The following is a 25,412-nucleotide window of genomic DNA, read 5'->3' as shown; positions in this document are numbered from 1 at the left end:
CGTTCACTCATCTTCGACACCCCCGATGTTGGTGGTAACAGGGATCACGGCCGCCCGAACGTGCCCCCCGAGCCACCACAATGACTCAGACACGGTACGATTCCGACGACGGACAGGTACGGCAGTCCGACACGACGACCGAAGCGGTCGCCGCGCGGTCGTGCCCGGAGTGCGACGGGCGAGTCGTCGAACACGAGGACCGCGGCGAAGCGACCTGTGCGGAGTGCGGGCTCGTGCTCGACGAGGACGCCATCGACCGCGGGCCCGAGTGGCGCTCGTTCGAGGACGGCGACCGCGACGGGAAGAGCCGGGTCGGCGCGCCGACGACCGAGCTCATGCACGACAGGGGCCTGTCGACGAACATCGGCTGGCGGGACGCCGACGCCTACGGGGAGACGCTGTCGGCGCGCAAGCGCGCCCGGATGCAGCGGTTGCGCACCTGGGACGAGCGCTTCCGGGCGAAGGACGCCCAGGAGCGCAACCTCAAGCAGGCGTTCGGCGAGATCGACCGGATGGCCTCGGCGTTGGACCTCTCGGAACCGGTCCGCGAGACCGCGGGCGCCCTCTACCGGCGCGCGGTCGAGGCGGAGTTGCTCCCCGGGCGGTCCATCGAGGGGATGGCCACGGCGTCGCTGTACGCCGCCACGCGCCAGCACGGGGCGCCCCGGCGGGTGACCGAGTTCGCCGACGTGAGTCGCGTCCGGAAGAAGCGCGTCCAGCGCGCCTACCGCTACCTCAAGCAGGAACTCGGACTCGCCATCGAGCCCGAGGACCCGACGCGGTACGTCCCCCAGTTCGCGTCGTCGCTCGACGTCAGCGACGAGGCCGAGCGGCTGGCCAGGGAGCTGCTCGACGTGGCGAAACGGGAGGGCGCCCACAGCGGCAAGAGCCCCGCGGGGCTGGCGGCGGCGGCCATCTACGCCGCGGCGAACCTGACCAACGAGAAGCTCACGCAGGCGGCCGTCAGTTCCGTCGCGGACGTGAGCCGGGTGACGATCCGGGACCGCTACCAGGAACTGCTCGACGTGTACGCCGCCCGCGAGGAGTGACCGGTGTCGGACCGCCGCGCGACGAGACGGTCGCCGGGACGGTCGCGGTTCGGCGGTCGGACCCCGGCGCTCGCTCCCCCGAACGTCGCCGGGCGCCGATCGGATAGCCTATTCGGGAGTCCGTGCAACACCGGATGATGGCGGACGAGTCAGCGCCGTCGCCCGACGACACGTCCCTGACGGCCGTGCTCGAGGCGCTGGACGACCCCGACTGCAGGGCGATCCTCCGGGAAACGGCCGAACCCACGACCGCAACCGAACTCGCCGAGGCCTGCGAGATCCCGAAGTCGACGCTGTACCGCAAGCTCGAACTCCTCGGCTCGGCGGCGCTGCTCCGGGAGCGCGACGTCATCAACCCGGAGGGCGGACGGACGACGAGATACGAACGGGACTTCGACAACGTGCTCATCTCGATGAACGAAGACGACACCTTTTCGGTGACGGTCGACCGACCGCAGCGTACCGCCGACCAGCGGCTCGCGGACATCTGGTCGACGATGGGGGACGAACTGTGAACGAAACCTCGGTCGCGATCGCCGTCGTCAAGTCCGTCGTCCTGCTGCTGGGCGGCGCGATCACCGTCATCGCCTACCGGGCCTACCGCCGCGCGGGCGAGCCGTCGCTCGGCGTCCTCGGCGCCGGGTTCGCCATCATCACCCTCGGCGCGCTCGTCTCGGGCGCCGCCAACCAGTTCTTCGCCGTCCCGCTCGCGACCGGCGTGCTCGTCAACAGCGTCTTCCTGGCCGTCGGCCTGGCCGTCATCACCTACTCGCTGTACATGCAGGGCTGACCGCCGAACCACGAACAGTTATGTGCGTCTCGCTCCGATCCGCGACCGACGATGGGCCGGCCCGACATCGAACCGTTCTCCGAATCTGCGACCTACCGGGTGGTGCGGACGCTGCGTCGGTGGGCCGAGGGGAGCGTCCTGCTGTCGCGGCTGGACGGCGAGCGCGTCCTCTCGGGGGCGCTCGCCGCGCTCGTGCTCCTCAGCGTCGTGTCGGTGTTCCGCTCGAACCTAGGCTCGGGCGTCAAGTTCCTCAGTTTCGCGCTGGTGTTCGTCGCGGTCGCGGCCCTGACGGAGCGGTTTCTCTACCCGGACGCGGAGTGAGCGCCACCACGATTCGAGGGCCGGCGCGGCGAAGACGGCCAGCAGGAAGACGAAGAACGACCGGTGTCTGATCGTCGTGCCGAAGTTCGAGTCGATCAGCCCGTAGCCGACGATCCCGCCGAGGTAGACGACCAGCAGGGGGAGCGTCACGACGGGGTCGTGCTCGACGCGGCGGAGCGTCAGGTACGCGGCCGTCGCGAGGACGACCAGCAGCGGCAGCGAGAGCACCGCGAGGAGGTCGAACGCCGAGTCGACGTGCAGGGGAAACGGCGCGAACTGGAAGTAGATCGCCCGGACCGGCGCGGCCAGGAGCACGTCCAGCCAGGAGCCGTAGCGCTCGAAGCCGAGGTAGGCGGCGCCGCCCATGATCCGGTACTGCAGCCGCGAGTTGAGCGCGTCGACGGGGAACAGTCGGGTGAACAGCGCGAACCCGGCGACGGCGACCGGCAGGCCGGCGAGCGCCAGCGACGCGAGCGTGATCTGCCGGTCGGTGACGCGCCGGAGCGCCGCGACGAGCAGCGACCCGGCCGCGCCCAGCAGGACCAGGAAGGCCAGTTCCTCGCGCAGGAGGAAGACCATCCCCCACAGCGGCGGCGCGGCGAGCGCCCACCGGTGGCGTCGGTCGGCGACCGCGCGCACGCAGACCGCGAGCAGGGTCAGCGCGAGCAGCGTCGAGAGGGCGTCGCGCATCGGGAGGCTGGCGAACAGGAAGGGAAAGGGGAGAAAGAGCAGCGCGAGCAGCAGGCCGTCGGTCGATTCGAGGGGGTCGTACAGGCGGCGAGCGAGATAACACGCCGGCAGCGGCGTCAGGACGGCGACCAGGCCGTTGACGACCGCCATGGTCGTCGGGTCGGCGCCGAAGCTCGCGTAGACGAGCGCCTGGACGGTCCCGAACGCGTCGAGCGACGAGAGGGGGCCGGCCTCGGCGCCCTCGAGGAGCCCTGTCGCGATCTCGTGGAACGTGCCGATGTCCCAGGTGTAGGGAAGCAGCGGTAGGACGACCAGCGCGAAGACGAGGTGGGCCGCGAGCGCGAGGCCGGCGGCCAGCCGGTAGGTCCGCGAGCGGCGCCGCGCGACGAGCGCGAACGCCAGGGCGACCGCGACGACGGCGAGGGCGACCATCGGCCCCGGGTTTTCGCGGGCGAAGTATATACCTGCGGATCGGCGCGAGCGCACCGGCAACGAGCGGGTCCGGAAGCTCGCCGCCGCTCGACGGTTCGGCTGCTCGGCTGCTCGGCGACTCGACAGCGATCTACTCGCCGTCGAGGGCGTCGCGGTAGACGGCCCGGGTGTCTTCGAGCATCCGCGCCCGGGTGAACTGCTCGCGGACGCGCCGCTGGGCGTTCGCCGAGTAGCGCCGGTATCGCTCGGGGTCCCCCAGCAGCGTTCGGGCGGCCTCGGCGATTGCGGCGGGATCTTTCGGTTCGACGGTCAGCCCCGTCTCGCCGTCGACGCTGACGAAGGGGACACCGGTGGGCAGCGACGTGTTGATCACCGGCAGCCCGCGCTGCATCGCCTCGAGCTGAACGATCCCGAACGACTCGTTCTCGCCGGCCGACGGGAGGACGAACAGGTCCGCCTCGCGGTAGAGCCGGTCGAGCCGGTCCTCGGAGACGAACCCCTCGAAGCTCACCCTGTCGGCGACCCCTTCCTCGCGGGCGTGGCGTTCGAGCGAGTCGCGAGCCGGTCCCTTCCCGACGACCGACAGCGTCGCGTCGAGGTCGGCCATCGCCGAGAGGAGATACTCGACGCCCTTGAACTCGACGAGCCGGCCGACGAACAGGAGGTGCCGGCCGTCGAGCGACTTCGGCTCGACGGGGCCGTCCTCGGCCTCGATCCCGATGGGGACGACCTCGGCCTTCTCGCGGAATCTCGCGATCTGGTCGCACTCGTCGCGCATGTTCGGCGAGGTGACGATGACCCGGGACACGTCGCCGAGGAACCGGTCGAGGACCGGCCTGTAGGGGTAGACGACCGGTCCCTTGCCGACGATGTCGTCGTGGAAGGTCGCGACGGCCGGGGTGTCGACGCGGTTGCACAGGTGGCTCACCGGCCCGAGCGGGAAGGGGAGGTGATAATGCACGAGGTCGGCCCAGGCGAGTTGCTTCCGCAACCGGTAGGGGAACGCCGGGCTCACCGGCGTCGACTTGACGGCCCCGAGCGAGCCGGCGCGGACGACCCGCGTCCCGTGTCGCTCGTCGACACCGCCGCGTCCGCGGGTCGCGCACGTGAGTATCCGGAAGTTCGCGTCGTCGATCCCGGTGACCAGCGTCCGCACCAGTTTCTGGATCCCGCCGGTGAACGGGTAGTAGTAGGTACAGACCTGCAGGACGTTCGGCGCGTCGGTCGCCGGTGAGTCGGTTGACATAGATCGGACGAGAGTCGGCTCGGGCCGGTGGCGCGGCCGCACACCGCCGGGTCGCCGCCCCCGCAGCGCTCGCGACGGGCGGCCGGTCCCGGCCGCCGAACGCCGTCCCGACGGGCCCGAGCCCTGTAGGTCCACTCCGAACCGAAATCGGAATAAGCGCTTCGATTCTTAGGCTCACCAAAACCGAGCGTCGCGCCGGCGACGACCGCCGCTCTCGTGGGTGCGGGCCGTCCGCCGACGGGGACGAAACCTGTACTCTTTTATTTTAGGTTTGCCTAAATCGGATCGATGGCAGCGGACACCGGACCGGAGACGGAGTCGCGCTCTCGCCTGTCGCTGGGCAGCGGCGACTCGGTCCGGCATCCGAAGAACGTGTATCGGGTCGTCTCGGGCGCGGGGCTCGTGGGGCTCACGGCGCTGACGCTCGCCGCCGTCTGGGTCGCGGAGTCCCGGGGGGTGTTCGACCGCCACGCCCTGTTCTGGCACGCCAGCGACATCGGCGGGCACAGCGGCGACCTCCCGACGATGCTCGGGGTCACGGGCGTCGTGACGGTGCTCGCGACGCTGTCGCTGTGTAAACCCCAGCCGCGGCGGATCCTCGACACCGTGACGGAGACGGTCCGCTCGCTGCTGGTGGTGACGGCGGCGCTCGCCACGGTCGGCTACTTCGACTACACGCTCCGGCTCCCGCGGGCGGCGCTACTCGCGACCGTCGGGATCCTGTCGGTCGCCCTGCCCGTCTGGTTCGTCGCCCTCCAACACTGGCAGCTCAAGCGCAGCGGGGGGACGCTGGTCGTCGGCAACAACCCCAAGCGCATCGAGGCCGCGGTCCAGGCGGCGGCCGAACCGATCGTCGGCTACGCGTTCTCGCCGACCGACGCGCGCGACCCCGCCCCCGACGACCGAGTCGGCACCGACGGCGGCCACGCCGGGATCCCGGAGAAGCTCACCCAGTACGAGTGTCTGGGCGGCCTCTCCCGACTGGACGACATCCTGCAGCGGTCGAACGTCGAGACGGTGATCCCCGCGCTACCCCAGACCGACCGCGCGGAGTTCTTCGGCGTCCTGGAGACCTGTCACGAACACGACGTGAACGTGGAGATCCTCACCGAACACAACGAGAGCGTCCTCGTGAAAGAGGAGGGCGCCATCTCCGCCGAGCGGACCAAGCGACTCATCGGGATCAACATGGAGCCGCTGGACCTGCAGAACCGCCTGACCAAGCGGCTGTTCGACCTGGCGTTCGCGAGCGTCGGGCTGGCCGTCACGCTCGCCGTGACGATTCCCATCGCGGTCGCCATCAAGGTCGACAGCCGCGGTCCCGTCTTCTACCGACAGGAGCGCACCACGCAGTTCGGCGACACGTTCCCCGTCTACAAGTTCCGGAGCATGCGCCCCGAGGGCGAGTCGGCGACCCCCGGCGAGGAGGCCGAGCGGGTCACCCGCGTCGGGCGGTTCCTCCGGCGGACTCACCTCGACGAACTCCCCCAGCTGTGGGCCATCTTCACCGGGCAGATGAGCGTCGTCGGCCCGCGGGCCGCGTGGACGGCCGAGGAGGCGTTCCTCCAGCACGAGATGGAGACGTGGAAGAAACGCTGGTTCGTCAAACCCGGGCTGACCGGCCTGGCCCAGATCAACGAGGTCTCCAGCGAGAACTCCCGGGCGAAGCTCCAGTACGACCTCACGTACATCCGCAACCAGTCGTTCTGGTTCGACGTGAAGATCGTCGTCCGGCAGGTCTGGATGGTGTTCACCGACTGTCTCGGCCTGGCCCGCCGCCGACTCGCGGAGCGGTTCGGTGACGCTCCGAAGTGAGGCGAAGCCCCGCGCCCGAACCGCATCCTTTATCTTTTAGGTATGCCTAAACGCTCGTAATGGCCGCCGGCACACAGTCGCACGTCGCCGCCACGCCCGACGTGGAACCGCGCGATCGACCCGAGATCTCCGTCTGCGAGGGCGCTCCCGGGACCTCCGTCTTTCTCGAATCGGGGAACACCGACGGGTGGATCGCCAGCGACGCGACGGTCGACGTGACGCGGTAGCGGGAGCGCCCCCGAGTCCGGGCGAGCGAGAGGGATCCGGAACTCGGGAGCGACCCGGAACGCGGGTGTGAGTCGGAACTCGGGAGCGACCTGCAGCTACTCGGACGGATCGACGGAAAATCGGTTCGTCTCGGGCGGGTGATTCTGCGCGGGCCGATCAGTTCATCGCGGCGTCGGTGACGAGGGTGTCGTCTTCGAGGTAGTGGTCGATGACGTGGGCGTGTTCCTCGAGGTCTTCGAGCTGTTCGCGGAGCATCTGCGCGGTGGCGTGGTCGCCGAGGCCCTCGGCGAGTTCGATGTGCTCGCGGTAGCTCTCGATGATGTCGCCGTACATCTCCAGGTCGTTCTCGAAGGAGGTCCGGATGTCGTAGACGTCCTCGTCCTCCGGTTCGACGGTGGCGTTCTCGGAGAGCGCGGGCATGCTCGCGTGCGGGACGCCCCCGATCGCCTGCAGTCGCTCGGCGAGTTCGTCGGCGGCCGCCTCGACGTCCTCGTAGGCCTCCTGCAGCCACACGTGGACGTCACGGAACTCCGCGCCCTCGACGTTCCAGTGGTGCTTGTGGAGCTGGTGGTACAGCACGTACGCGTCGGCCAGGTCCGCGTTCAGCGCCTCGATGACCTGCGCCGCCTTCTCCTCGTCGAGTCGAACCGGGTTCTCTCCGACTGTCCCAGCCTCCTGTCGGACGGTCTTCTGGGTGCTCATTGCAAGCGGTAGTTCGCGCCTGAGTCACTTATAACTTTTCAAGATCCAGACATTTTTCGGACGGCCTAAACCGGGGTTCGGGGGGCGGCCCGGTGACGGGCAGGTCGAGAAGCGGCGGGGAATCATGGGGATACGGGGTAGTGGTCGACTGTAGCGGACGAGAACTGAATCGCTGCGGCTACCGTCGGGCGAGTTGGCGGGAAAAACGAGACGGCGCTCGGGACGAGATGGCGCTCAGGCCGCGTCAGCCGCCGGTTCGAGGTCGCGCTCGGCGGCCTCGGTTCGGATCTCCTCGGCGCGCCGGCGGACGGCGCCGACGTAGCGTTCGATCTCCGTCGGTTTCTTGCCGTAGAAGGAGGCGACCCAGTTGGTGTCGGTGCCGGCCATCGTCAGGAAGTACGCCGCCATCGTGTCGCGGCCGGCCTGGACGACCTCCGGCGGGACGCCGCGGTGGCCGGTGCCCTCCTCCTGAAACCCGTTCGTGTCGAAGTACACGTCGGCGTACAGCGTCGCCTTCTCCGGGTCCGCGAAGCTGATGTCGGTGTGTTCGGGCGCCTCGAAGCGGTACTGCGGACGCTCGGCGCCGTCGGGGACGAACTCGACGACGCGCACGTCGAGGGGGTAGTCTTCGTGGACGGTCTCTGCTGGGGTCGACGGGTCGGCGTCGTTGTCTACCATGGTGAGGCCCGGAGTCCGTCGACGCCGGCGAGCGCCGCGGACCCCCTATAGGAGACGGATACCGGCCGATTCGGTTGAACGTTACTAGGAGGGGGCCGTCCCCGAACGTAGCGCTCGGTAGCGCTATCGAGAGCGGTCCGATCGTCCCCGTTCGGGTCACCGCTGGAAGGCATAGACGGACCACCGCTCCCTCACACCGGAGCGGTTCCGGACATTCGTGCAGAACAGTCAGAAATACTGGCCCGTTTGCGGCCATATAGTCATCCATCCGATCGTTTAATAGTGCGGATGCGTATCGAATAGTACCTTGGTGGGGTAGATGGGTTCGAGGGCATTCGCAGCGTTTGCCACGCTTCTGATCGTGTTGAGTCCGGTCGCGACGACCGCGCAAGCGTCCGCTCTGTCGCCGTCGGCGGACATCGAATCGGGCGGTGCGGACCGCGAGGGACAGCCAGGTGCCGTCCAGTCGGTCGTCGAACCGCTGAGCCACACGCTGACGGGTCTGGCCGCCGGACTCGTCGACGACACCGAGTCGTCGAGAGACATCGACCTCACGGTCGAGTCGGTGAGTCTCAATCCGTCGAATCCGGACGCGGGCGAAGTGACTGATATCTGCACCACGATCCACAACGACGGGTCCGAGACCGCGGAGTCCGTGGAGGTGCTTGGTTACGTCGACGGCGAGCACGTCGCGACGTTCGTGACCCAGACCGTCGGCCCCGGGGAGTCGGAGCCCGCGGCGTGTACGGGCCACCACGAGTTCGAACCGGGGACGCACACGGTGACGGTGGAGGTCGACCCCGACGACCACAAAACGGAGACCGACGAGCGGAACAACGAGCGGTCGATGTCGGTGTCCGTCGAGGGGAGCTACGGGACCGTTCGCGGGCAGGTCCTCGGCGAGGACGGCCAGCCCGTCACGGGCGCACGGGTGTACTTCTCCCACCCCGAGATCAGCGGCACCCGAACGGACGAGAACGGTGAGTACACGTTCTCCGAAGTGCCGACCGGCGAGTACGACGTGGAGATCCAGGCGGGCTGTGAGTACGACGGCGAGAGCAGACGCGTCAGCGTCACTGAGGGCGACACGGCGTTCGCCGACTTCACGCTGAACAGGGTCACGTACGACGTGCGACTCGACTCGGAGCCGGTCGACGCGTACCTCTCCGGCGGCGGCACGTTCGGCTGTCTCGAGGAGACGACCATCGAGGCCCCCGAGACCGTCGACGGCTACGAGTTCCAGGAGTGGCAGGCCGAGGGCGAGACGTTCAGTACGGACGCCGTCGAGACGATCACCGTCAACACCGACCGCGACCTCACCGCGGTCTACGCGGAACCCGGCGAGCCGGACCTCGAACTCGAGGACCTCGAGGTCTCGCCGTCGAACCCCGACGAAGGCGAGTCGGCGACCATTACGGCGGAGGTGGCCAACACCGGCCAATCGCGCGCCAACGGGGCCGACCTCGAGGTCACTGCCGGTGGCACCATGTTCCGCCACGACGACATCTATCTCGATCCCGGTGACGCCGTCGACGTCGAGTTCGACTGGCGCGCCGAGGAGGGCGTCGACGAGATCGAAGCCGAGATCGACTACAACGACCGGATCGACGAAGAGGACGAGACGAACAACCGCGCGGTCGAATCGATCTCCGTCGTCGACCGGAAGCCGAACCTCGTCGTCACGAGCGTCCGTCCCGATCCATCGACGCCCGAGGACGGCGACCGCGTAGACTTCGACGTGCGGATCGAGAACGTCGGCGAGGCCGACGCCGGGGACTTCGGCGTCCGCCTCGACGTGGCCGGGGAGACGTTCAGCGAGACGAACCTCGACCTCGCTGCCGGCAACGCGCGGACGGTCTCGCTCGGCGCGTGGACGGCGACGCCCGGCGTCGATAGCGCGAGCGCCGAGGTCGACTTCCACGACAGCGTCGACGAGCGCGACGAGTCCGACAACACGGAGACCGTCGACTTCTCGGTATCCGACTCGCAGCCGAACCTGCGAGTGACCGACGTCGAGTGGCGCCCCTCGGATCCCGGCGCCGACGAACCGGTCGAGTTCCGGGCCACCGTCCGGAACACGGGTGACGCGTCGGTCGACGACGCGCAGGTCCGGATCACCGCCGACGGGAGCGCCGTCGACTTCCCCGCTACGGTGAGCGTCGGCGCCGGCGACACCGTCCGGACCGGCTGGATGGGTGACGAGTCGTTCGACTCCGGGTCCCACGACATCGCCGCCGTCGTCGACCCCGACGACCGGATCGACGAGACCAGCGAGACCGACAACCGACACGCCGAGACGCTCTCGATCGACGCGACCGCGGGGAGCGTCTCCGGTCGCGTGACCGACGACGACGGCGAGCCCATCGCCGGCGCGCGGGTGTATCTAGACGCCCGAACCGAGACCCGAACGGACTCACAGGGCGACTACTCGTTCACCGGCGTCGACGCCGGCGAGTACGAGCTGGAGGTCGTCGCGGGCGCCTGCTACAACGACCCCACGAGGACGGTCACCGTCGGCGGCAGCGACTCGCTGACCGAGGACTTCCGGCTGGACCCGCAGTCATACACCGTCCGGCTGGACGCCGAACCGGTCGACGTCGACACCCGCGGAGAGGGTGTCCACGACTGCGGCAGCGCGGTCGACGTCAGCGTCCCCCGAACGAGCGGCGACTACGAGTTCAGCCACTGGGAGACCCGGGACGGCGAGCGCGTGCGCGAGACGGCCAGTTTCACCCTGGACTACCTGACCACCGACCACGACCTAGTCGCCCAGTACGAGCGCGACGGGGAGCCGGACCTGACGATCACCGACATCGCGTGGCGACCCACCGAGCCGACCGACGGCGACTCGGTCACCTACGCGGTCGAGATCGAGAACCGCGGTGACGCCCGAGCGACTGGGTTCGACCTCGAACTGTTCGTCGACGACGACCTGCTTAGACAGCCGGACATCGACCTCGGTCCGGGCGAGACCGCGACCGTCGAGTTCCGCGGTTGGGAGGCCGTCTCGGGGACGCACGAGGCCGACGCGACCGTCGACGCCAGCGACGTCGTTGACGAATCGAACGAGAACAACAACGAACGCACGGAGACGGTCCGCGTCGACCGTCCCGCCGAGTACACGGTTGACCTCGATTCGGAGCCGGTCGCCGTCCCGCTCGACGGGGGCGGCACCTACACCGAAGGCGAGGAAGCGTCCGTCTCCGCGCCGGAACGGCGGGACGGCCACGAGTTCAGCCACTGGGAGGACGCCGACGGTCTGCAGGTCAGCGACGAGTCGACCTACGAACTGGGCAGCGTCGACCGCGACTATCGCCTCACCGCCGTGTACGAGCGGGCCGGACGGCCCGACCTGACCGTCGAGGACATCGAGATCCGACCCGCCGACCCGACCGGCGAGGAACGGGTCGACGTCCGCTACACCGTCGTCAACGACGGGACCGCCCCGGCCGCCGAGAGCCGCACCGTCCTCAGCGTCGACGGCGACGGCACCGACGCCACGACCGTCCGGGAGCTGGAACCGGGCGAGACGGCGACTACCGACTGGATCGATGTCGGAACGCTCGACGCGGGCGCCCACGAACTCGCCGTCGAGGTCGACGTGACCGACGAGGTCGACGAGGCCGACGAGTCCGACAACCGACGGACCGACCGAGTCGTCGTCTCGGAGGCGGTCGGGCGGATCGAGGGGACGGTCACCGACGCCGAGGGCGACCCCGTCGAGGGCGCCAAGGTGACGTTGGGCGACGAGACGACGGTCCGCACGAACTGGGACGGCGAGTACGCGTTCACCGAAGTCGCCGTCGGCGATCGGCGGCTAGAGGTCACGGCCGACGGGTACGACTCGGCGGAGCGACGAGTCACGGTTACCGCCGACGAGACGGCGACCGAGGACGTGACCCTCGGGGCGGTCACCTACGCCGTTCGTCTGGACTCCGAGCCGGTCTCGGTCGGGCTCGACGGCGCCGGCGAGTACGACGCGGGCGAAGACGTAACGGTCTCCGCGCCCGCGGCCCCCGACGGCTACCGATTCGAGGGCTGGTACACCGCCGACGGCGAGTTCTACGAAGACGAGCGCGAACTCGCCATCGAGGACATCGACCGCGACTACGACCTGGTCGCACGCTACGGCGAGCGCGAGCGGCCGAACCTGGTCGTCACGGGGCTCGACGCGCCCAGCGAGATCCGCGAGGGCGACAGCGTCGAGCTAGCCGTCGACGTTCGAAACACCGGCGAACGCGACGCCGACCGAGCGGAACTCGAACTCGCGGTCGGCGACGAGACCTTCCGCGAGACGGGCGAACTCTCGGGCGGCGATTCGGAGACCTACACGTTCGAGTGGACGGCGACGGCCGACGCCGAGACCGCGAGCGCGACCGTCGACCCCACCGACGAGATCGATGAGTCCGACGAGACGGACAACCGCGCCACGCGCCCGCTCGAGGTGGCGTCGCCGACCGCGACGCCCGTCGACGGAGGAACCGTCGTCGTCACCGTCGACGAGGAGGACCTGTCGCGGGCGGACGGCTACACGGCGCGAGTGTGGGTCGACAACGAGGCCCGCGAGAAGCGGGTCGGCCCCGACGGACGAGCGACCTTCGAAGGGGTCCCCGCCGGTGAGCACTTCCTTGGCGTCGAGTCCGCGGACGGCGCGTTCGACCAGCGCTTCCGGCGCGAAGTCGACAGCGGAGCGGAGACCACCGTCGCCGTCGACGTGCCCGAACTGCTACAGGTGGAGGGGCAGGTCCAGGCGGACGGCGGCGAGCCGGTCGAGGACGTCGTCGTCGAGATCGACGGGCGGACCGCGACCACCGGCGACGACGGGATGTACTCGTTCGACCGGATCCAGCCCGATCACTACGTGGCGACCGTCTACGAGAGCGACGCGCGGGAGACGATGCTCTGGCAGCACGAGATCACCTTCGAGCTAGACGACACTGACCGACACATCGTGCTCCCCCAGACCAAGTCGGAGCTGGAGGACCAGGACTACGTCACGGCCGGCGTCAACTCGATCCCCGAAGAGCTGGTCACCGGACTCCTCCTCGGGAACACTGGCGTCGAGTACAACTTCCCGGGCGCGCACACCGAGGGCTACGCGTTCACGAGCGGCTTCAAGTACGGCGTCGCCGAGAAACTGGTCGAAGAGGGCGAGTCGCTGGCCGATCTCCTCGAAGTCGATCCGATGCAGACGGTCGACGCGCTGGTGCGGCTGGGCAACGCGTTCCTCGACGAACCGATCGGGACCGGAGCCGAGCTCGGCGAGGCGACCGTCGAGGGCATCAAGGAGGACGCCTGGGGCGTTCCTGCCGGGGACCGCCGCTCGATGAACCCCTACAACGAGCCGGAGCTGGAGCGGTGGTTCCAGAACGGCTACGACTCGGGCTACCGCAGCATGGCGATCTCTCTGTACGTCATCCCCATCTCGAAGCTCGCCAAGGGCTCGAAGGTCTCGAAGGGGCTGACGAAGCTCAATCTGAACAAGTTCACCGGCGCTCTGAGCAAGGTCAGTCCGGACGTTCGCGGGAAGATCAAGGGGAAGGTCCGAACGTACACCAGTAAGTCCGATGTCGATGTGGGTACGTATCTCTCCGAAACCGGTGACTCCGGCGGGAAATTGCTCGATCAGGTCGACGAGCAGACCGGTACGGAGATCCTCCGAAAGTACGAAGACGGCGATTTAGACTCGGATATCATCCGGCAGTACGGGAACGGCGATGTCGATTCAGAGACGATGGTCGCGGCCATCCGAGAGATCGACGGTCTGGATGACCCGTACAAACAGGATGCGACGGAGCTAATCGAGGAGACCGACGGCGCCGGGCTGAAACTCGTCGGTGAGCTCGGCGAGTCCAACGATGATGCACTCCGGAACCTCCTCGAACTCGACGCCGATGTCAGTACGTATCTCTCAGATACCGGTGATAGTGGTGCGAGATTGCTGAACCGTGTCGACCGGCAGACCGGTGAGCACGTTGTACGGAAATACGAGAGCGGTGAATTCAATTCGGACCACATCCAGCGGATCAGCACTCGCTTCGAGAAGGGAGATCTCAATCAGGACGACCTGACTCGCACGATCAGGTTTTTGAACAACGACGAGATGAAACAGTCGGATTTCGAGCGAATGCTCGAGATGTTAGAGAGGAAAGAGGCAGATCCGTATACTGACGACGCGATCGAGGGAGAGGACCTGCTTGATATCGTCGAGAACAACGGGGACCTCAGTGAAACGAAGTGGGTGCTTCAAAAGGAGGGGGACGTGCCGGGTCTGGATAACGATGTTGTATGGCTGCAAAAGGGAGTTCCCGGAGACGACGGCACCGGGTGGAAGCACATCGCAGATAAACACAGTAGCGATCTAAAGAACAAATACGACTCCGTCGAAACGGATGAAGACGTTCAGAACATCATCCGAGACACGATCAAGAACCCGGACGAAGTGCTGACGACCGACAATGGGAAAGCGGTCTTCAAAACTAAAATCGAGAGCGACAAGAAACCGGTCACTGTCTACGTAGGTTCGAACGGATTTATCCAGACCATATATCCACAGGAGATGTGAAAGCACGACAATGAGCTTCGAGCCGCTGAAACTGCACGTCAAAACCGTCGGTCCGAAGAACGGCAACCGGCGGGTTGTGTTCTCGACAAGAGGCACGCACTTCGGAGCGTTCGATGGGTACAAGAAATCGGAGACGGGCTCATTGAAGCTAGCTACGCCGGACTGGATGGAAGGCGATGAAGCAGCGGCCATGCTGAGAGCGACGATGGAGATCGAGATCGAATCAGACAAGCGATCCTCGGCTGGGATCGAACCGTCTACTGAGAATCCGACAGGCTGGGAAAATCACTGGATTTCTGGCCGTGTTGATCGTGTCGTCAACGATCTCTCGGAGGTAGTAGCAGACGTGTCCCTTCTAGATGGTCACGACGAAGGCGAAGTAGGGAGTAAGATAGATCCCTCATCGTACTCGAATTCAAGTGCGGCCGTGATCTCTATCGAAGATGGCAATATGTTGGTAGATATGTCCGATATCGATCAGACGATCGCTGTAAACTCGGTAATTAGGGTCCGATCGAGCCGATTAGATATCGTCGGCTATCTCGAACCTTAGCAACCACGTAGTCGATCCTACCCTCAGGCCAGAAATCGTCAGACTGAGTCTTCAACCGGTATCATACTGAATTACTTGCCCACATCTAGCGCCATCTCGGCGAATAGTTCCTGCGAGAAGCCCGGATGGCGCCGACTCGTGCCGGCGGTCACGGTGTAGTAGACCAGATTTGCGTCGCGTCCGAAGACGGCGACGTTCCGGAGCTCGTCGTCGGTCGTGAACCGCGTCTGCCACCCCTCGAAGCCCGCGACGTTGACGCGGGAGGTGTTGGCCCCGTCGAACGACCCGAGGTGGTCCTGCAGCGCGGTCTCGGCGGCAGACGACGACTCGTAGATGATGGCGACCGACACGAGCGCGACCGGCTGCTCGCCGACCCGACTCCGGTTCTCGAGGACGAACGTCCGCCTGTTCTGCTTGCGGATCTGCTGGGTCCGGAGCGCCGCGTCGTCGGCCGACGCGAGCCGGCTGGAGCCGCCGGTGAAGTTGTACTCCATGCCGAGATCGGAGAGTCTGATCACGATCTCCTCGGTGTCCGTCCCGTCGACCGTGTACGGCCCCGACCCGGAACCGGCGTCCGACCCGTCGGCGTTCGGCCCGCCACCGGCTTCCGTCTCCCCGCCGGCGACGGTCGCGGACGGCGGCGCTTCTGTGGCAGTGCCCTGATCCGACTCGAATATGCCCTGAATGCCGCTACACCCCGCCGTCGCAATCAGTGCCACGACGAGAACACACGCGACCACCCGTTTCATACCCGTTTTCCTGTCGGGTCAGCATACCCAATAAATCTGTGCAACCGTAGAGCCGAACGCTGGCCGGTATCTCGACCGATCGATGGCTCTCGACAGAACTCGAACCCTGTGGTCGTCACTCCAGCGCCTTCAGGTTGTGAACGGGCTCCAGCCAGTCGACGACCTCGGCGGTCGGCTCGACGGCTTCCGCGATCGCTTCGGCCGACTTGTAGGCCATCGGCGCCTCGTCGAGGGTGTCGTCGACGACGGATTCGGAGTAGACGCCGTCCATCGCCGTCTCGAAGGCATCGAGCGAGAGTTCCTCGTGGGCCTCGCGTCGACCCATCGCGCGACCGGCGCCGTGGGGTGCCGTGCGGTAGTAGGCCTCGTTGCCCTTCCCGCGGGCGAGCAGCGACCCCTCCGCCATGTTGAACGGGATCACGAGCCGCTGGCCCTCGCGAGCGGGCGTCGCGCCCTTCCGGATCGTCAGGTCGCGGAAGTCCACGTAGTTGTGGATCGCCTGGAAGCGCTCGACCGGGTCGACGCCGAGCGCCTCGCAGATAGCGTCGCTCATCAGCTCGCGGTTCCAGCGGGCGTACTGCTGGGCGAACAGCATGTCGACGTAGTAGCCGTCGGCCTCGCGACCCTCCAGCCAGTCGAGCGCCTCGTTGCGGTCGCCGTCGCCGGGCTTGGCGAGCGCTTCGAACACCTCGTCGATGCGGTCCTCAGCGAACTCCGCGCGGATGCGGTCCTTGCGGAGGTGGGACTCGCCCATGCCGCCCGTCACCCACGCCTGGAGGTCGTCGTCGGAGACCGAGTCGGGGTCGAACTTCACGTACTCGGCGTACTCCTCGGGGATCGACGAGCGGATGGCCTCGGCATCGCGCTGTTCGGTGGCGCGGGCCTGCCAGAACTCGGCGACGGCCTTGCCGAGGTAGCGCGACCCGCTGTGTATGACCAGCCAGTACTCGCCCGACTCGCGAGCGCGGGCAAATTCGACGAAGTGGTTACCCCCTCCAAGACTGCCCGCGCTCCGGATGACGTGGCCCATCCCCGCGCGACCGGTCAGCACGCGGTCGCACAGCGATTTGAAGTACTCGCCGTCGTAGCCGTCGAAGTCGAACTCGACGGGGTCGACCGGCCGGTCGAAGCGCTCGCGGACGGCTGCGTCGAACGACTCGAATACCTCGTTTGCCCGCTCGAAGGGAAACTCGTCGACGAGGTGAACCGAGTCGTCGTAGTCGTGGACCGACCGCCCCATCGGGACTGCCTCGCGGACCCGCTGCTCGCGTTCGGCGTCGGACAGCGGGAGTTCCTCGCCGAGGTTCGTCAATGCCATGCCACAGCCCACGTCGACGCCGACGATGTTCGGGACGACCCGGTCGGGGAGCGGCATCGTGAACCCGATGGGCGCGCCGGCGCCCCAGTGGGTGTCGGGCATCACGCGGACGGGCTCGGTGAACGCCGGGTGGTCGACCAGTTCCTGGATCTGCGCCAGGCAGTTGTCCTCGACGAGCGATTCGTCTTCGACCAGCACGCGAGCGGTCGTGTGCTCGCCATCCAGCTCTATCGTCATCGAACTGGCTAAGATTCCACCCGTACGACGAGTAAGCCTTCCGGCGCCGTGTGAGAGAGTGTAAACAATATGAAGGGATCGACAGTCACTCATCCTAGATCGAGGATAACGGCCGTTGAGATGACACGATCCCAAGGTGAGAAGCGAATCGTCATATCGGTCGCCGAGGTGAGTAGACCAAGAACCACATGGACACGGATGCGCCGACGGCGGATATCTTGCCGGAGGAACTGACGGAACGCGAGCAGTGGGTCTGCTGGCGAGTTCAGGAGCGCGGCGGCAAAGAGACGAAGGTCCCGATCAATCCACACACCGGGTCGTTCGGGTCGGCGACGAACCCCGACTCGTGGGCGCCGTTCGAGACCGCACGCGAGTACGCCACCGACGGAGCCGCCGAAGGGCTCGGATTCGTCTTCACCGAGGACGACCCGCTGGTCGGAGTCGACCTCGACACGTGTCGCGTCCCGGAAACCGGGACGTTGACCGACGAAGCGATGGGGATCGTCGAGCGCCTCGCCTCCTACACGGAAGTGAGCCCCTCGGGGACCGGCGTTCACGTGCTTGCACTTGGCAATCTACCCGGTGATCGCAACCGGAAAGACTGGGTGGAGATGTACGACGACGCCCGCTTCTTCACAGTCACCGGCGACCACCTCGACGGCACGCCGGCGACGGTCGAGAGCCGCACCCCCGCCCTCGGATCCGTTCATTCGGAGTTCGTTGCCGGTGAACAGGATTCAGCTAACGGCGAGGACGACGCCGAGACGGATACGAGGAAAGGCGGGAAGCCAACGGACGCGGTCGACGCCGCTGAGACGGGCGGGAGGGGGGAAGACGACGATGCAGAAGGGCTGTCCGACGAGGAGATCGTTGACAGAGCCCACGCCGCGGCGAACGGGGAGAAGTTCGAACGGCTCTGGCGCGGGCGGACGACGGGCTACGACAGTCACTCGGAGGCGGACATGGGCCTGTGTGCGCTGCTGGCGTTCTGGACCGGAGGTGACCGGGTGCAGATCGACCGACTCTTTCGCGACTCCGGGCTGATGCGCGAGAAGTGGGACGAGCGCCACTTCGCCGACGGGAGCACCTACGGTGAGAAGACGATCGAGCGTGTCCTCGCAGGGACGACCGAGTTCTACGAACCGACCCAGGCCGAGACGACAAACACAGCGACGGACGACGAGCGGTCGACCGCGGACGAATCGGACCAGGTCACGGCCGAGACAGTCACCCTTCGACAGCAGCGGGACGAACTGGGCACCCGACAGGAGCGACACCTCGGCCTTATCGCCGACCTGCAGGCGCAGGTCGAACGCCTCGAAGCGCGGAACCAACGACTCACCGCCGAGCTCGAGACCGTCAGGTCCGAGGCGGAATCCGGTCGAGAAGAACCGGCCGTCGAGTCCGGCTCACTTCTCACGAGACTCCGACAGTTCGTCTCGCGGAAGGGGGCGTGACCGGAGCCGTCGTGGTGGCAGCGAGGAACGATTCGGTCCCGTTCCACCCGAAACAGAGGTGCGTTATCGCCGGGGTTTTCGAGACCGTCGTAGCGTAGCCGAGTTCCGAGACACGGCGTGCGATCAGCCGATTCGGTGAGAGTGCATCGGGTACACGGCGGAGAGAATCGTTCTTCCCAGTGAATCCGGCACTCCCGAGTAGTGGGACTCCACTAATCGGCAGGACGGGCAGCACAATTCCCGCAATATACTGTGTTTCGAGGGGTGTACTGGGGGTCGCTGGAATCGGGGCAAGCGGCGTCGAGATGGCGACGGGGAGAGCGAGCGAATTCACTCTCCTATGGCGATTGCTGCGGAGAATCCGGGTGGGGTGCGGTTCAAGCGAGATCTCACGAGCAGGAGAAAGAGCTGAATTCACCGGTACAGAGGCGTCTGTGTCGTCAGATAGAGCGATTCGATACATCGTGAGTGCGCTCGGAGCGAACGGGAACTCCGCTGGAATCGACGGCAGAGAGCGTCACCCGGTGGAGCGACCACGGTAGGTGAGGAGGACAACCAGCACGTTCGACACCGATGGTTGCCTTTCGTCGAGGAATGGATGTAGAAATCCCCGGGTACTCGGTCGATTTCACTGTCGAAAAGCGTTCTTCGACTGAATCATCGGCTCCTCAAGAAGGACGCTTGATCGGGTAACCACCTCGATATCACGGGTGATCGGGCGTCGTTCAGTCGAGTCGTCCGCCCGAGGGAGCGCCAGCGCATCCCGACACCGGTACATTCCCACAGAGAACACACCTTGCGGCCGAAATCGGGCTTGTACCCTTCTCCGAACGACCGGTTCGGCCGGAACGGAAGTGGAGAAGCGTTCTGAGACGGATATCCATCTCCGAGTCGACGATGTGTAACAGACGATAGAGTGCGTCCCGAATCTCCGGCCAGTTCTCCGCTGGAATCGCCGTCTGTTCCGAGACGATTCCCCGATCCCCAACCCCAATTTCTACTGCATTCAACATCTCACCCCGGCGCATCGACGATTGTTCGTCAAGTAGGGAGGGTCGCGCCCACGAGCGAGACGATTCCTGCTTCGAATGGCGTCGGATCAGTAGACTCGCATCGGAGTATTCGCGTGAGGAACTCCAATCGGAGGTTCGGACCCTGACCGAGCGAATACAGACATACGAACAGCGGTACGATGCTGCAGCCCCCGCCGATATCGACGCCATTATCGCTGCGGAGGAGGATGAGCAGCGGAACATCGACGACGTGTACAGCGACCTCGGCGACTGGGCGACCGCACTGCGGGAGCGGCGCTATCACGAGTGTGCTCGCCAGCAACTCGCGAGTACGAACGAGACGGAACAGGTATCCGGTCAATATCTTCCTCTACGTGAACGCGGAGAAACCCCGACCGCAGTTGGGTACAGACGTTCCCGAAGAGTCCGTCGTGGCGCTCACTGGCGACGAGCATGAAGTCACAGAGAGACGAGGAGGAAGCCCGCACAGTTTGAACCGTGGGAGAAACCCGACGGCTACCGTTGGGAACGGCGCACTCCACAACCACTTAGGTACTACAACACGTAGTACTTTCTATGAGTACTGAGAACGACAGCGAGGGTGAGACAACCCGCATCACTCGGAAGGGGCAGGTCACGATCCCGAAGGAACTCCGCGACGAGTTTGGCCTCGAAGAGGGAGACGAACTGCTCTGGCAAAAGGCCGAGGATGGCATTCGAGTCAGGAAAGCAACGCACTCGGCCGGCCGTGGAATGCTCGTCGACGACGACATTTCCGAAGAAAAGCGTGAGGAGATGGCCGAAGAGATGGAAGCCACGATTCGAGAGAAACGTCGGACAGCGTGGACACCGGAATGACCCGATACACTGTCGATGGTGTGGCAATGGCGCGATACCTAGTCGATCGGCTCCCGGCGACTGCAGACGAGATTTTCGAACGGGCCGAGCAGGGCGTTGACGTGATCGAGGCGCCGACGGTGGCAGTCAGCGAGGCCATCTGGACGGCGGTCAACAAAGGAAAGATTGCGGGTATTGAAGCCGAGACAACGCCGAACGCGGTGTTACGCGGATTGGTGAACGACGGGCCGGTACAGGTCGCCCCGACCGACGAACAGGACCTTGCGGTGTACGGAAGCCTCATTGACCATCACACGCTACACGATGCACTGCTGATCGCCAATCATCGTGTCCGGGGTACTGAGGCAATTGTCACGAAAGACGGGGAGTTCGCGAGCGAAAGTACGGTCTGGCGCTGAAACTGCCCCAGTTACCTCTGACCCCATGAAACCAGTCGACGGTCCAATACTCGACTGTCTTCGGTTCTATCAACTCAAGGTCGGGATTTCCAAACAGACTACGACAAGGTCGAAGAAGGTCGCGAGTTCGGGCTCCACCCGAACGATGATCTGTATCCTCGCGTCGTCGAAGACATGTGGGCCGAGAACTGGCTGGAGTTGATGGCCTTGACGTTTCGTTAATCCCGGCCGACGTGTACCCACTGGTTGCCAAGCGCTGTATCACCGAAGTTCGAAAGATGCGAACGAGCGCAGAACTGAACGAGACCGACCCGACGACGGTCTGGGAGCATCTTTCCTAGACATCGACGGCAGCGAGGCTACGTGGCCGTCGACTCGTCGGCTCACCACTCCAGGCCGTCGAGGAACCGATTCCGGAACGATCCGATCGTCAGGATGTTCGAGAAGCCGGGTTCGTCGAAGGCGATGCGAGTCAGCGCGTAGGACTCGCTGTAGGTTCGTCCGACGCGCGGGTTTCCATTGCCGGGGTTGTGGAGCGCTCGGATAACCTCGTGGCCCTCCGAGCGGCCTTCGACGACCCAGTAGGCCCGGTCGGGCTCGCAGGCGGCCATCTTGTCGTAATCGGCGGGCACCGCTCGAAGCGTATCGTGATTCGAGCGTTCGGCTTCGCCCGTGATCACGACATCGCCGTCGGCGTCAAGGACCGCAACGTCGAGGCGGCCGTCCTCGACGGGGTAGTACGTCTCGACGCTCGCCGCGGGGTGGTCGGTGTCGTCGACGAATCGGGCTTCGAACCCACGGCGCATCGTCTCGACCATCATGACGTGCAGGCTGGACTCGCTGAGGTCGCCGACGCCGTCGCCGTGGGCGTGACCCTCTCGGTGGGCAGCCCCGATGAGTTCGCGACCCTCCGGCGTCACCGTGTACAGGGTATGGGGATGGCGGCCGTCGATTGCGACGATCCCGTCGACGACGAGTTCGTCGAACTGCTCGTCGGAGAGGCCAGCGTACGCTCGGAGTCGCTCCATGCCGTCGTAGACGATGTCGTACTCCCAGCGGGTGTCGTACGCTCGCTGGTGGGCGTTGTAGACGAGCTGGACGAACAGAAACTGGGCGTCGGCGTAGTCGTGTTTCGAGCGCTCGGCCGGCGAGCGCGTCACGCCGGCATCCACCGTTGGAACGTTTGCCCGGTCGACATCGGCGAGGTCACCGTGACACTCGATCGCATCGACGAGGGCGGACAGACGGCGCCCGTAGCGCGTTCCGCAGGCCGCGCAGGTGAGAGACTGCGATGGCTGATGAAACTCGACAGCCGCCGGCAGGCGGCGCGTGAACGGGAGCGTGGTATCGAGCGTCGTGTGCTCGGTGGCGATCGGGTCGGTCGAATCCGGATCGAAGTCGGACTCGCGCTTGTCGGAGGGTGAAAACGCGGTCACCGACGCCGACTGCGTGACGGAGACCGCGTGTCGACGCGAGCGCTCGGCGCGTTGGGTTCGGGCCGCCTCGAACGTGGCCCGCTGTGCGGGCGAGAGCGGGCTGTCCCCTTCGGGGTGGCCGGGTGGCAGCGGGAGCGACTCGAGCAAGAGCGGGCGTGGCGGCTCGCTCCCGAACGGCGTCGGGAGCGTGGCCAGCCACTCACCCGGTGCCAGCCCGCGGAGGCGATTCGACGCGTTGGCGGGCGGCGTGGCGTCGGTCGAGAGGAGATGGGCGAGCGCCGTATCGTCGGCGACCCGTCCCGAGATGACCGTGCCGATGTTGTTGATGGCCTCGTCGTAGGCCGCCTCGTCGGCTCGACGGAGTTGCTTGGGGTACTGTAGCGAGAGCGTGACGCCGACGCCGAAACTACGCCCCTCGCGCAGGAGGTCGGCGACGATACCCGAGGCGGCGACGGTCGCCGCCTCCTCGACGTGGACGTTCACGAGCGGTGGGTCGCCGGTAGTCGCGTAGTCGGTGCGGCGTTCGCGCTCGCGATGCTTGAGCGCCGTCCAGATCTGCGAGAGGATCACCAGGGTGAGCGCGCGCTGTGGCTCGGCCCGGAGCTTGCTCGTATCGACGATGATGACGCAGTCCTCGTCGAGTTTCGCCCGCCAGTCGAAGGGTTCGACGGTCGGAGTAGATCCGGCGTCCGGTGCGTAGTTGAACAGCGGGGCGACCCGGCTGTCGATGGCGGCGTTTGCGATCCGGCGGGCGGCGCCGTCGATGATGTTCGCCAGCGTGTCACCGTTCGTGTCGGCGATGCGCTGGAGTTCCTGTCGAAGACCGTCGTCGATGACGGGCGGCGTGTGGCCGGTCTCGGCGAAGCGGCCGATGCGTCGCTGGAGGTCCTCCAGCGTGAACTGGTCGCTGCCGTGGACGGCGTCGAACATCGCCTTGACGATCGCTTCGATGACCAGCGGCGAGGCGACGGCGCGGTTGAACTGCTCTTCGCCCATGATCGCTTCGAGCAACTCCTCGGTGTGGTCGGCAACGTCCTCGACGGCCTGCGAGCGGGCGACGCCCGACTCCTGCTGGCGAGTCACGTCGAAAAACGGTTCGGCGGGGACCGCCTCCGCGGCGTCGAAGCGATAGACGTTCTCGAGGGTGCCGTAGGTGGCGTAGTGAGCGCGCTCGTAGTCGTCGGCCATCTGGCCGTCCTTGGGGTCGAAGACGATCGTCGCGCCCTCGGTCGCCGCGTGGTTCGGGAGCAAGCCGGTGACGCCGAAGATACTCTTGCCCGAGCCCGTGCCCCCGGCGACGAGCATGTGAAGACGCTGCAGCGACGGCGGGATCGCGAGCGGTTCGTCCGAGCGAGTGCGGTCGCCCGTCAGTGGGACCCCGATCGCCAGGCCCTCCGTTCGGTAGGTATCGAGGGCGCGCTCAGGAGGAAGGTCGAGCCCCGTTCGTTCGCCGGCGCGCGTTTCGAGCGCCCGGGTAGCCTCCTCGGGAAGGTCGGCCCCGCCGACGAAACAGAAGCTACCTGCGGTCGTCGGGTCGGCGACGAACTGCGGATGCGTGTTCGTCGAGAACGGGATCGAGAGACCGAGAGCCAACTCCATTCGTCGGCTGAGTCGGAATCCCCGGAGCGTTCGCGTGGCCAGCGCGTCCCGCAGGCTCGTAGCGCCGTCGCTCGCCAGAGCGTATCGCTTCGTCGAGATTCGATAGAACTCCGTACCGATGTCAGAAAACGCCGACTTGAGAGTCTTCAGTGTGTCCTCCGGATCGCCGGTTGTATCGGATTCGGTCTTTCGATCACGCTCGGGCAGGTGATCGTACGATTCCGAGTCGGAGGCGGATTTCGACGTCAGGTCGAGCCTGTCCGTCTCCTCGATTGGGTCGTTCTCGTTCACTGCCCCGTGAGACGCTCGCGATCCGCCATCTGCGACAGGCTCCCGACGAAGGGATGGCTCGAACGCGACAGCGCGGGCGTTGACGCGAAAGGATGTGCTCGCGTCGACCGCTTCGATCGACTCCACCCGGTCGCGCCGATCTGATGGCAGGTCGCGCGTGGACTGGCGCTCCCACTCGGCCTCCTCGGGGAAGATTTCGGCGACGAATCGGTCGATTAGCGACGATTGGGGACGGTGATAGTCGTAGATCGTCTCGTCGGCCAGCGGCGTCCAGTCGGGTTTCGGTTCGAGCAGGGTCTGAAAGACGGTCGGCGTCTCGGCGCTCGCGAGGGCATCGATGACCGTCGAGAGCGGCCAGTTCGTACGGTCGTCACTCGCAAAGGAATCGAACGGGCGGAGTTTGGTCTGCCAGTCGCTCGACCACGCGTCGGTCGCCTGGAACTCGATCCCGGCGACGGGACAGTCCGCGAGTGACTCGACAGTGAGATCGTTCGGAGACCCTTCGGTCACTAAATCGGCGACCGTCGTCGTAACCGTGTTCAGTTCGTATTCCTGTGGAAACGCGCGTCTGAGATGGCGCTTCAACTGCTCCGTCGGGATATTGGTGGCGCCGAAACAGTACGTGACGCCGTCGTCGGCACCTGCGGTCGCGAGTAGCATTTCGAGCGTCGGCGTGTCCCCGTCGTCGGTCGCGTGAAGCGCGCGGAGCGCAGTCCCGACGTGGTCGGGAACGAGCGCGCTCGTCGTCGGGCGGACGAGGAGATACTCGCGCTCGGTCGTCAGTGACTCGTCGTCGGTCGCCATTTCGGCGAGAGACCCGTGAATCCGGTATGGGTCTATCGGTTGTGGGATCCGCAGTCTCGGTGTCCGATCGACAGATCTTCCGGGAAGAAATCGCAATTTCGGAAATCGCGATTTCCGAAATCGAAACTTTGGTGTCTAGCTCGTGCAGGCGACTCTGCCGCAGCTGCTCACCGTACTGTTCGA

At 66.1% G+C, this 25,412-nt stretch carries 19 protein-coding genes and 1 pseudogene; 13 read left to right on the top strand and 7 right to left on the bottom strand.

Annotated features, from left to right (window positions below; genetic code table 11):
* The first annotated feature begins 80 nt into the window (after positions 1 to 80).
* From HZS54_RS07090 to HZS54_RS07075, 4 genes are all read left to right on the top strand, one after another.
* Positions 81 to 1,049, top strand: a complete 969-nt coding sequence (locus HZS54_RS07090) for a transcription initiation factor IIB (protein WP_179921370.1) — start codon at positions 81 to 83, stop codon at positions 1,047 to 1,049.
* 137 nt (positions 1,050 to 1,186) lie between these two features.
* The gene (locus HZS54_RS07085) at positions 1,187 to 1,564 is read left to right on the top strand and encodes a winged helix-turn-helix domain-containing protein (protein ID WP_179921368.1); all 378 of its coding nucleotides are present in this window, start codon (positions 1,187 to 1,189) and stop codon (positions 1,562 to 1,564) included.
* Complete coding sequence (locus HZS54_RS07080; protein WP_179921366.1) at positions 1,561 to 1,839, top strand: DUF7521 family protein; 279 nt, start codon at positions 1,561 to 1,563, stop codon at positions 1,837 to 1,839. The genes HZS54_RS07085 and HZS54_RS07080 overlap by 4 nt, the downstream gene beginning before the upstream one ends.
* Positions 1,840 to 1,890: 51 nt before the next feature.
* Positions 1,891 to 2,160 carry a hypothetical protein gene (locus tag HZS54_RS07075; protein WP_179921364.1) on the top strand — a complete coding sequence of 90 codons (270 nt, stop codon included), beginning with the start codon at positions 1,891 to 1,893 and terminating at the stop codon, positions 2,158 to 2,160.
* On the opposite strand, the gene HZS54_RS07070 is transcribed toward HZS54_RS07075, so the two are convergent.
* Together HZS54_RS07070 and HZS54_RS07065 are read right to left on the bottom strand one after the other, a co-directional pair.
* A complete protein-coding gene (locus tag HZS54_RS07070) occupies positions 2,068 to 3,282 on the bottom strand; it encodes a glycosyltransferase family 39 protein (protein ID WP_179921362.1) in 1,215 nt (404 codons plus the stop codon). The two genes, HZS54_RS07075 and HZS54_RS07070, sit on opposite strands and share 93 nt — an antisense overlap.
* 130 nt (positions 3,283 to 3,412) lie before the next feature.
* Positions 3,413 to 4,528 (bottom strand): glycosyltransferase, encoded by a 1,116-nt coding sequence (locus HZS54_RS07065; RefSeq protein WP_179921360.1) that lies wholly within the window; start codon positions 4,526 to 4,528, stop codon positions 3,413 to 3,415.
* A 288-nt stretch (positions 4,529 to 4,816) separates the two neighbouring features.
* Here HZS54_RS07065 and HZS54_RS07060 point away from each other — a divergent pair, with 288 nt between their 5' ends.
* Both HZS54_RS07060 and HZS54_RS07055 read left to right on the top strand, forming a co-directional pair.
* Entirely contained in the window at positions 4,817 to 6,343 is a 1,527-nt protein-coding gene (locus HZS54_RS07060; RefSeq protein ID WP_179921358.1) for a sugar transferase, read from the top strand.
* 59 nt (positions 6,344 to 6,402) lie between these two features.
* Positions 6,403 to 6,570, top strand: coding sequence for a hypothetical protein (locus HZS54_RS07055; RefSeq protein WP_179921356.1), 168 nt, complete (start codon positions 6,403 to 6,405; stop codon positions 6,568 to 6,570).
* Positions 6,571 to 6,727: 157 nt separating this feature from the next.
* Here the strand turns inward: HZS54_RS07055 and dpsA are convergent, their stop codons facing one another.
* Positions 6,728 to 7,273 (bottom strand): DNA starvation/stationary phase protection protein DpsA, encoded by a 546-nt coding sequence (dpsA, locus tag HZS54_RS07050; RefSeq protein ID WP_179921354.1) that lies wholly within the window; start codon positions 7,271 to 7,273, stop codon positions 6,728 to 6,730.
* 234 nt (positions 7,274 to 7,507) lie between these two features.
* Positions 7,508 to 7,951, bottom strand: a complete 444-nt coding sequence (locus HZS54_RS07045) for a hypothetical protein (RefSeq protein WP_179921352.1) — start codon at positions 7,949 to 7,951, stop codon at positions 7,508 to 7,510.
* A gap of 319 nt (positions 7,952 to 8,270) precedes the next feature.
* Here HZS54_RS07045 and HZS54_RS07040 point away from each other — a divergent pair, with 319 nt between their 5' ends.
* Positions 8,271 to 14,516, top strand: coding sequence for a CARDB domain-containing protein (locus HZS54_RS07040; RefSeq protein ID WP_179921350.1), 6,246 nt, complete (start codon positions 8,271 to 8,273; stop codon positions 14,514 to 14,516).
* A gap of 10 nt (positions 14,517 to 14,526) precedes the next feature.
* A complete protein-coding gene (locus HZS54_RS07035) occupies positions 14,527 to 15,069 on the top strand; it encodes a hypothetical protein (RefSeq protein ID WP_179921348.1) in 543 nt (180 codons plus the stop codon).
* A gap of 71 nt (positions 15,070 to 15,140) precedes the next feature.
* On the opposite strand, the gene HZS54_RS07030 is transcribed toward HZS54_RS07035, so the two are convergent.
* Positions 15,141 to 15,818 (bottom strand): hypothetical protein, encoded by a 678-nt coding sequence (locus tag HZS54_RS07030; protein ID WP_179921346.1) that lies wholly within the window; start codon positions 15,816 to 15,818, stop codon positions 15,141 to 15,143.
* Between the two features lie 115 nt (positions 15,819 to 15,933).
* Positions 15,934 to 17,373: an RtcB family protein gene (locus HZS54_RS07025; protein ID WP_179921344.1), complete on the bottom strand. Its 1,440-nt coding sequence runs from the start codon at positions 17,371 to 17,373 to the stop codon at positions 15,934 to 15,936.
* A 188-nt stretch (positions 17,374 to 17,561) separates the two neighbouring features.
* Between HZS54_RS07025 and HZS54_RS07020 the strand changes: the two genes are divergently transcribed.
* The 5 genes and pseudogenes from HZS54_RS07020 to HZS54_RS26645 all read left to right on the top strand — a co-directional run.
* On the top strand, positions 17,562 to 18,830 hold the full coding sequence (locus HZS54_RS07020) for a phage NrS-1 polymerase family protein (protein WP_179921342.1): 1,269 nt from the start codon (positions 17,562 to 17,564) through the stop codon (positions 18,828 to 18,830).
* A 927-nt stretch (positions 18,831 to 19,757) separates the two neighbouring features.
* Positions 19,758 to 20,300: a DUF7342 family protein gene (locus HZS54_RS26650; protein WP_425484382.1), complete on the top strand. Its 543-nt coding sequence runs from the start codon at positions 19,758 to 19,760 to the stop codon at positions 20,298 to 20,300.
* A 119-nt stretch (positions 20,301 to 20,419) separates the two neighbouring features.
* A complete protein-coding gene (locus tag HZS54_RS07015; RefSeq protein ID WP_179921339.1) occupies positions 20,420 to 20,701 on the top strand; it encodes an AbrB/MazE/SpoVT family DNA-binding domain-containing protein in 282 nt (93 codons plus the stop codon).
* Positions 20,698 to 21,099 carry a hypothetical protein gene (locus HZS54_RS07010; RefSeq protein ID WP_179921337.1) on the top strand — a complete coding sequence of 134 codons (402 nt, stop codon included), beginning with the start codon at positions 20,698 to 20,700 and terminating at the stop codon, positions 21,097 to 21,099. Before HZS54_RS07015 ends, HZS54_RS07010 begins: the two co-directional genes overlap by 4 nt.
* Positions 21,100 to 21,207: 108 nt before the next feature.
* Positions 21,208 to 21,440 (top strand): annotated as a pseudogene (locus tag HZS54_RS26645) (hypothetical protein); the annotation flags it as partial.
* A gap of 42 nt (positions 21,441 to 21,482) precedes the next feature.
* Here the strand turns inward: HZS54_RS26645 and HZS54_RS07005 are convergent.
* Complete coding sequence (locus HZS54_RS07005; protein WP_179921335.1) at positions 21,483 to 25,229, bottom strand: ATP-binding protein; 3,747 nt, start codon at positions 25,227 to 25,229, stop codon at positions 21,483 to 21,485.
* Positions 25,230 to 25,412: the final 183 nt, after the last annotated feature.

The sequence above is a fragment of the Halosimplex pelagicum genome, assembly GCF_013415905.1.
Lineage (GTDB): Archaea > Halobacteriota > Halobacteria > Halobacteriales > Haloarculaceae > Halosimplex > Halosimplex pelagicum.
Note: the sequence above shows the minus strand (reverse complement) of the source record. Positions and strands in the feature narration are given on the sequence as shown.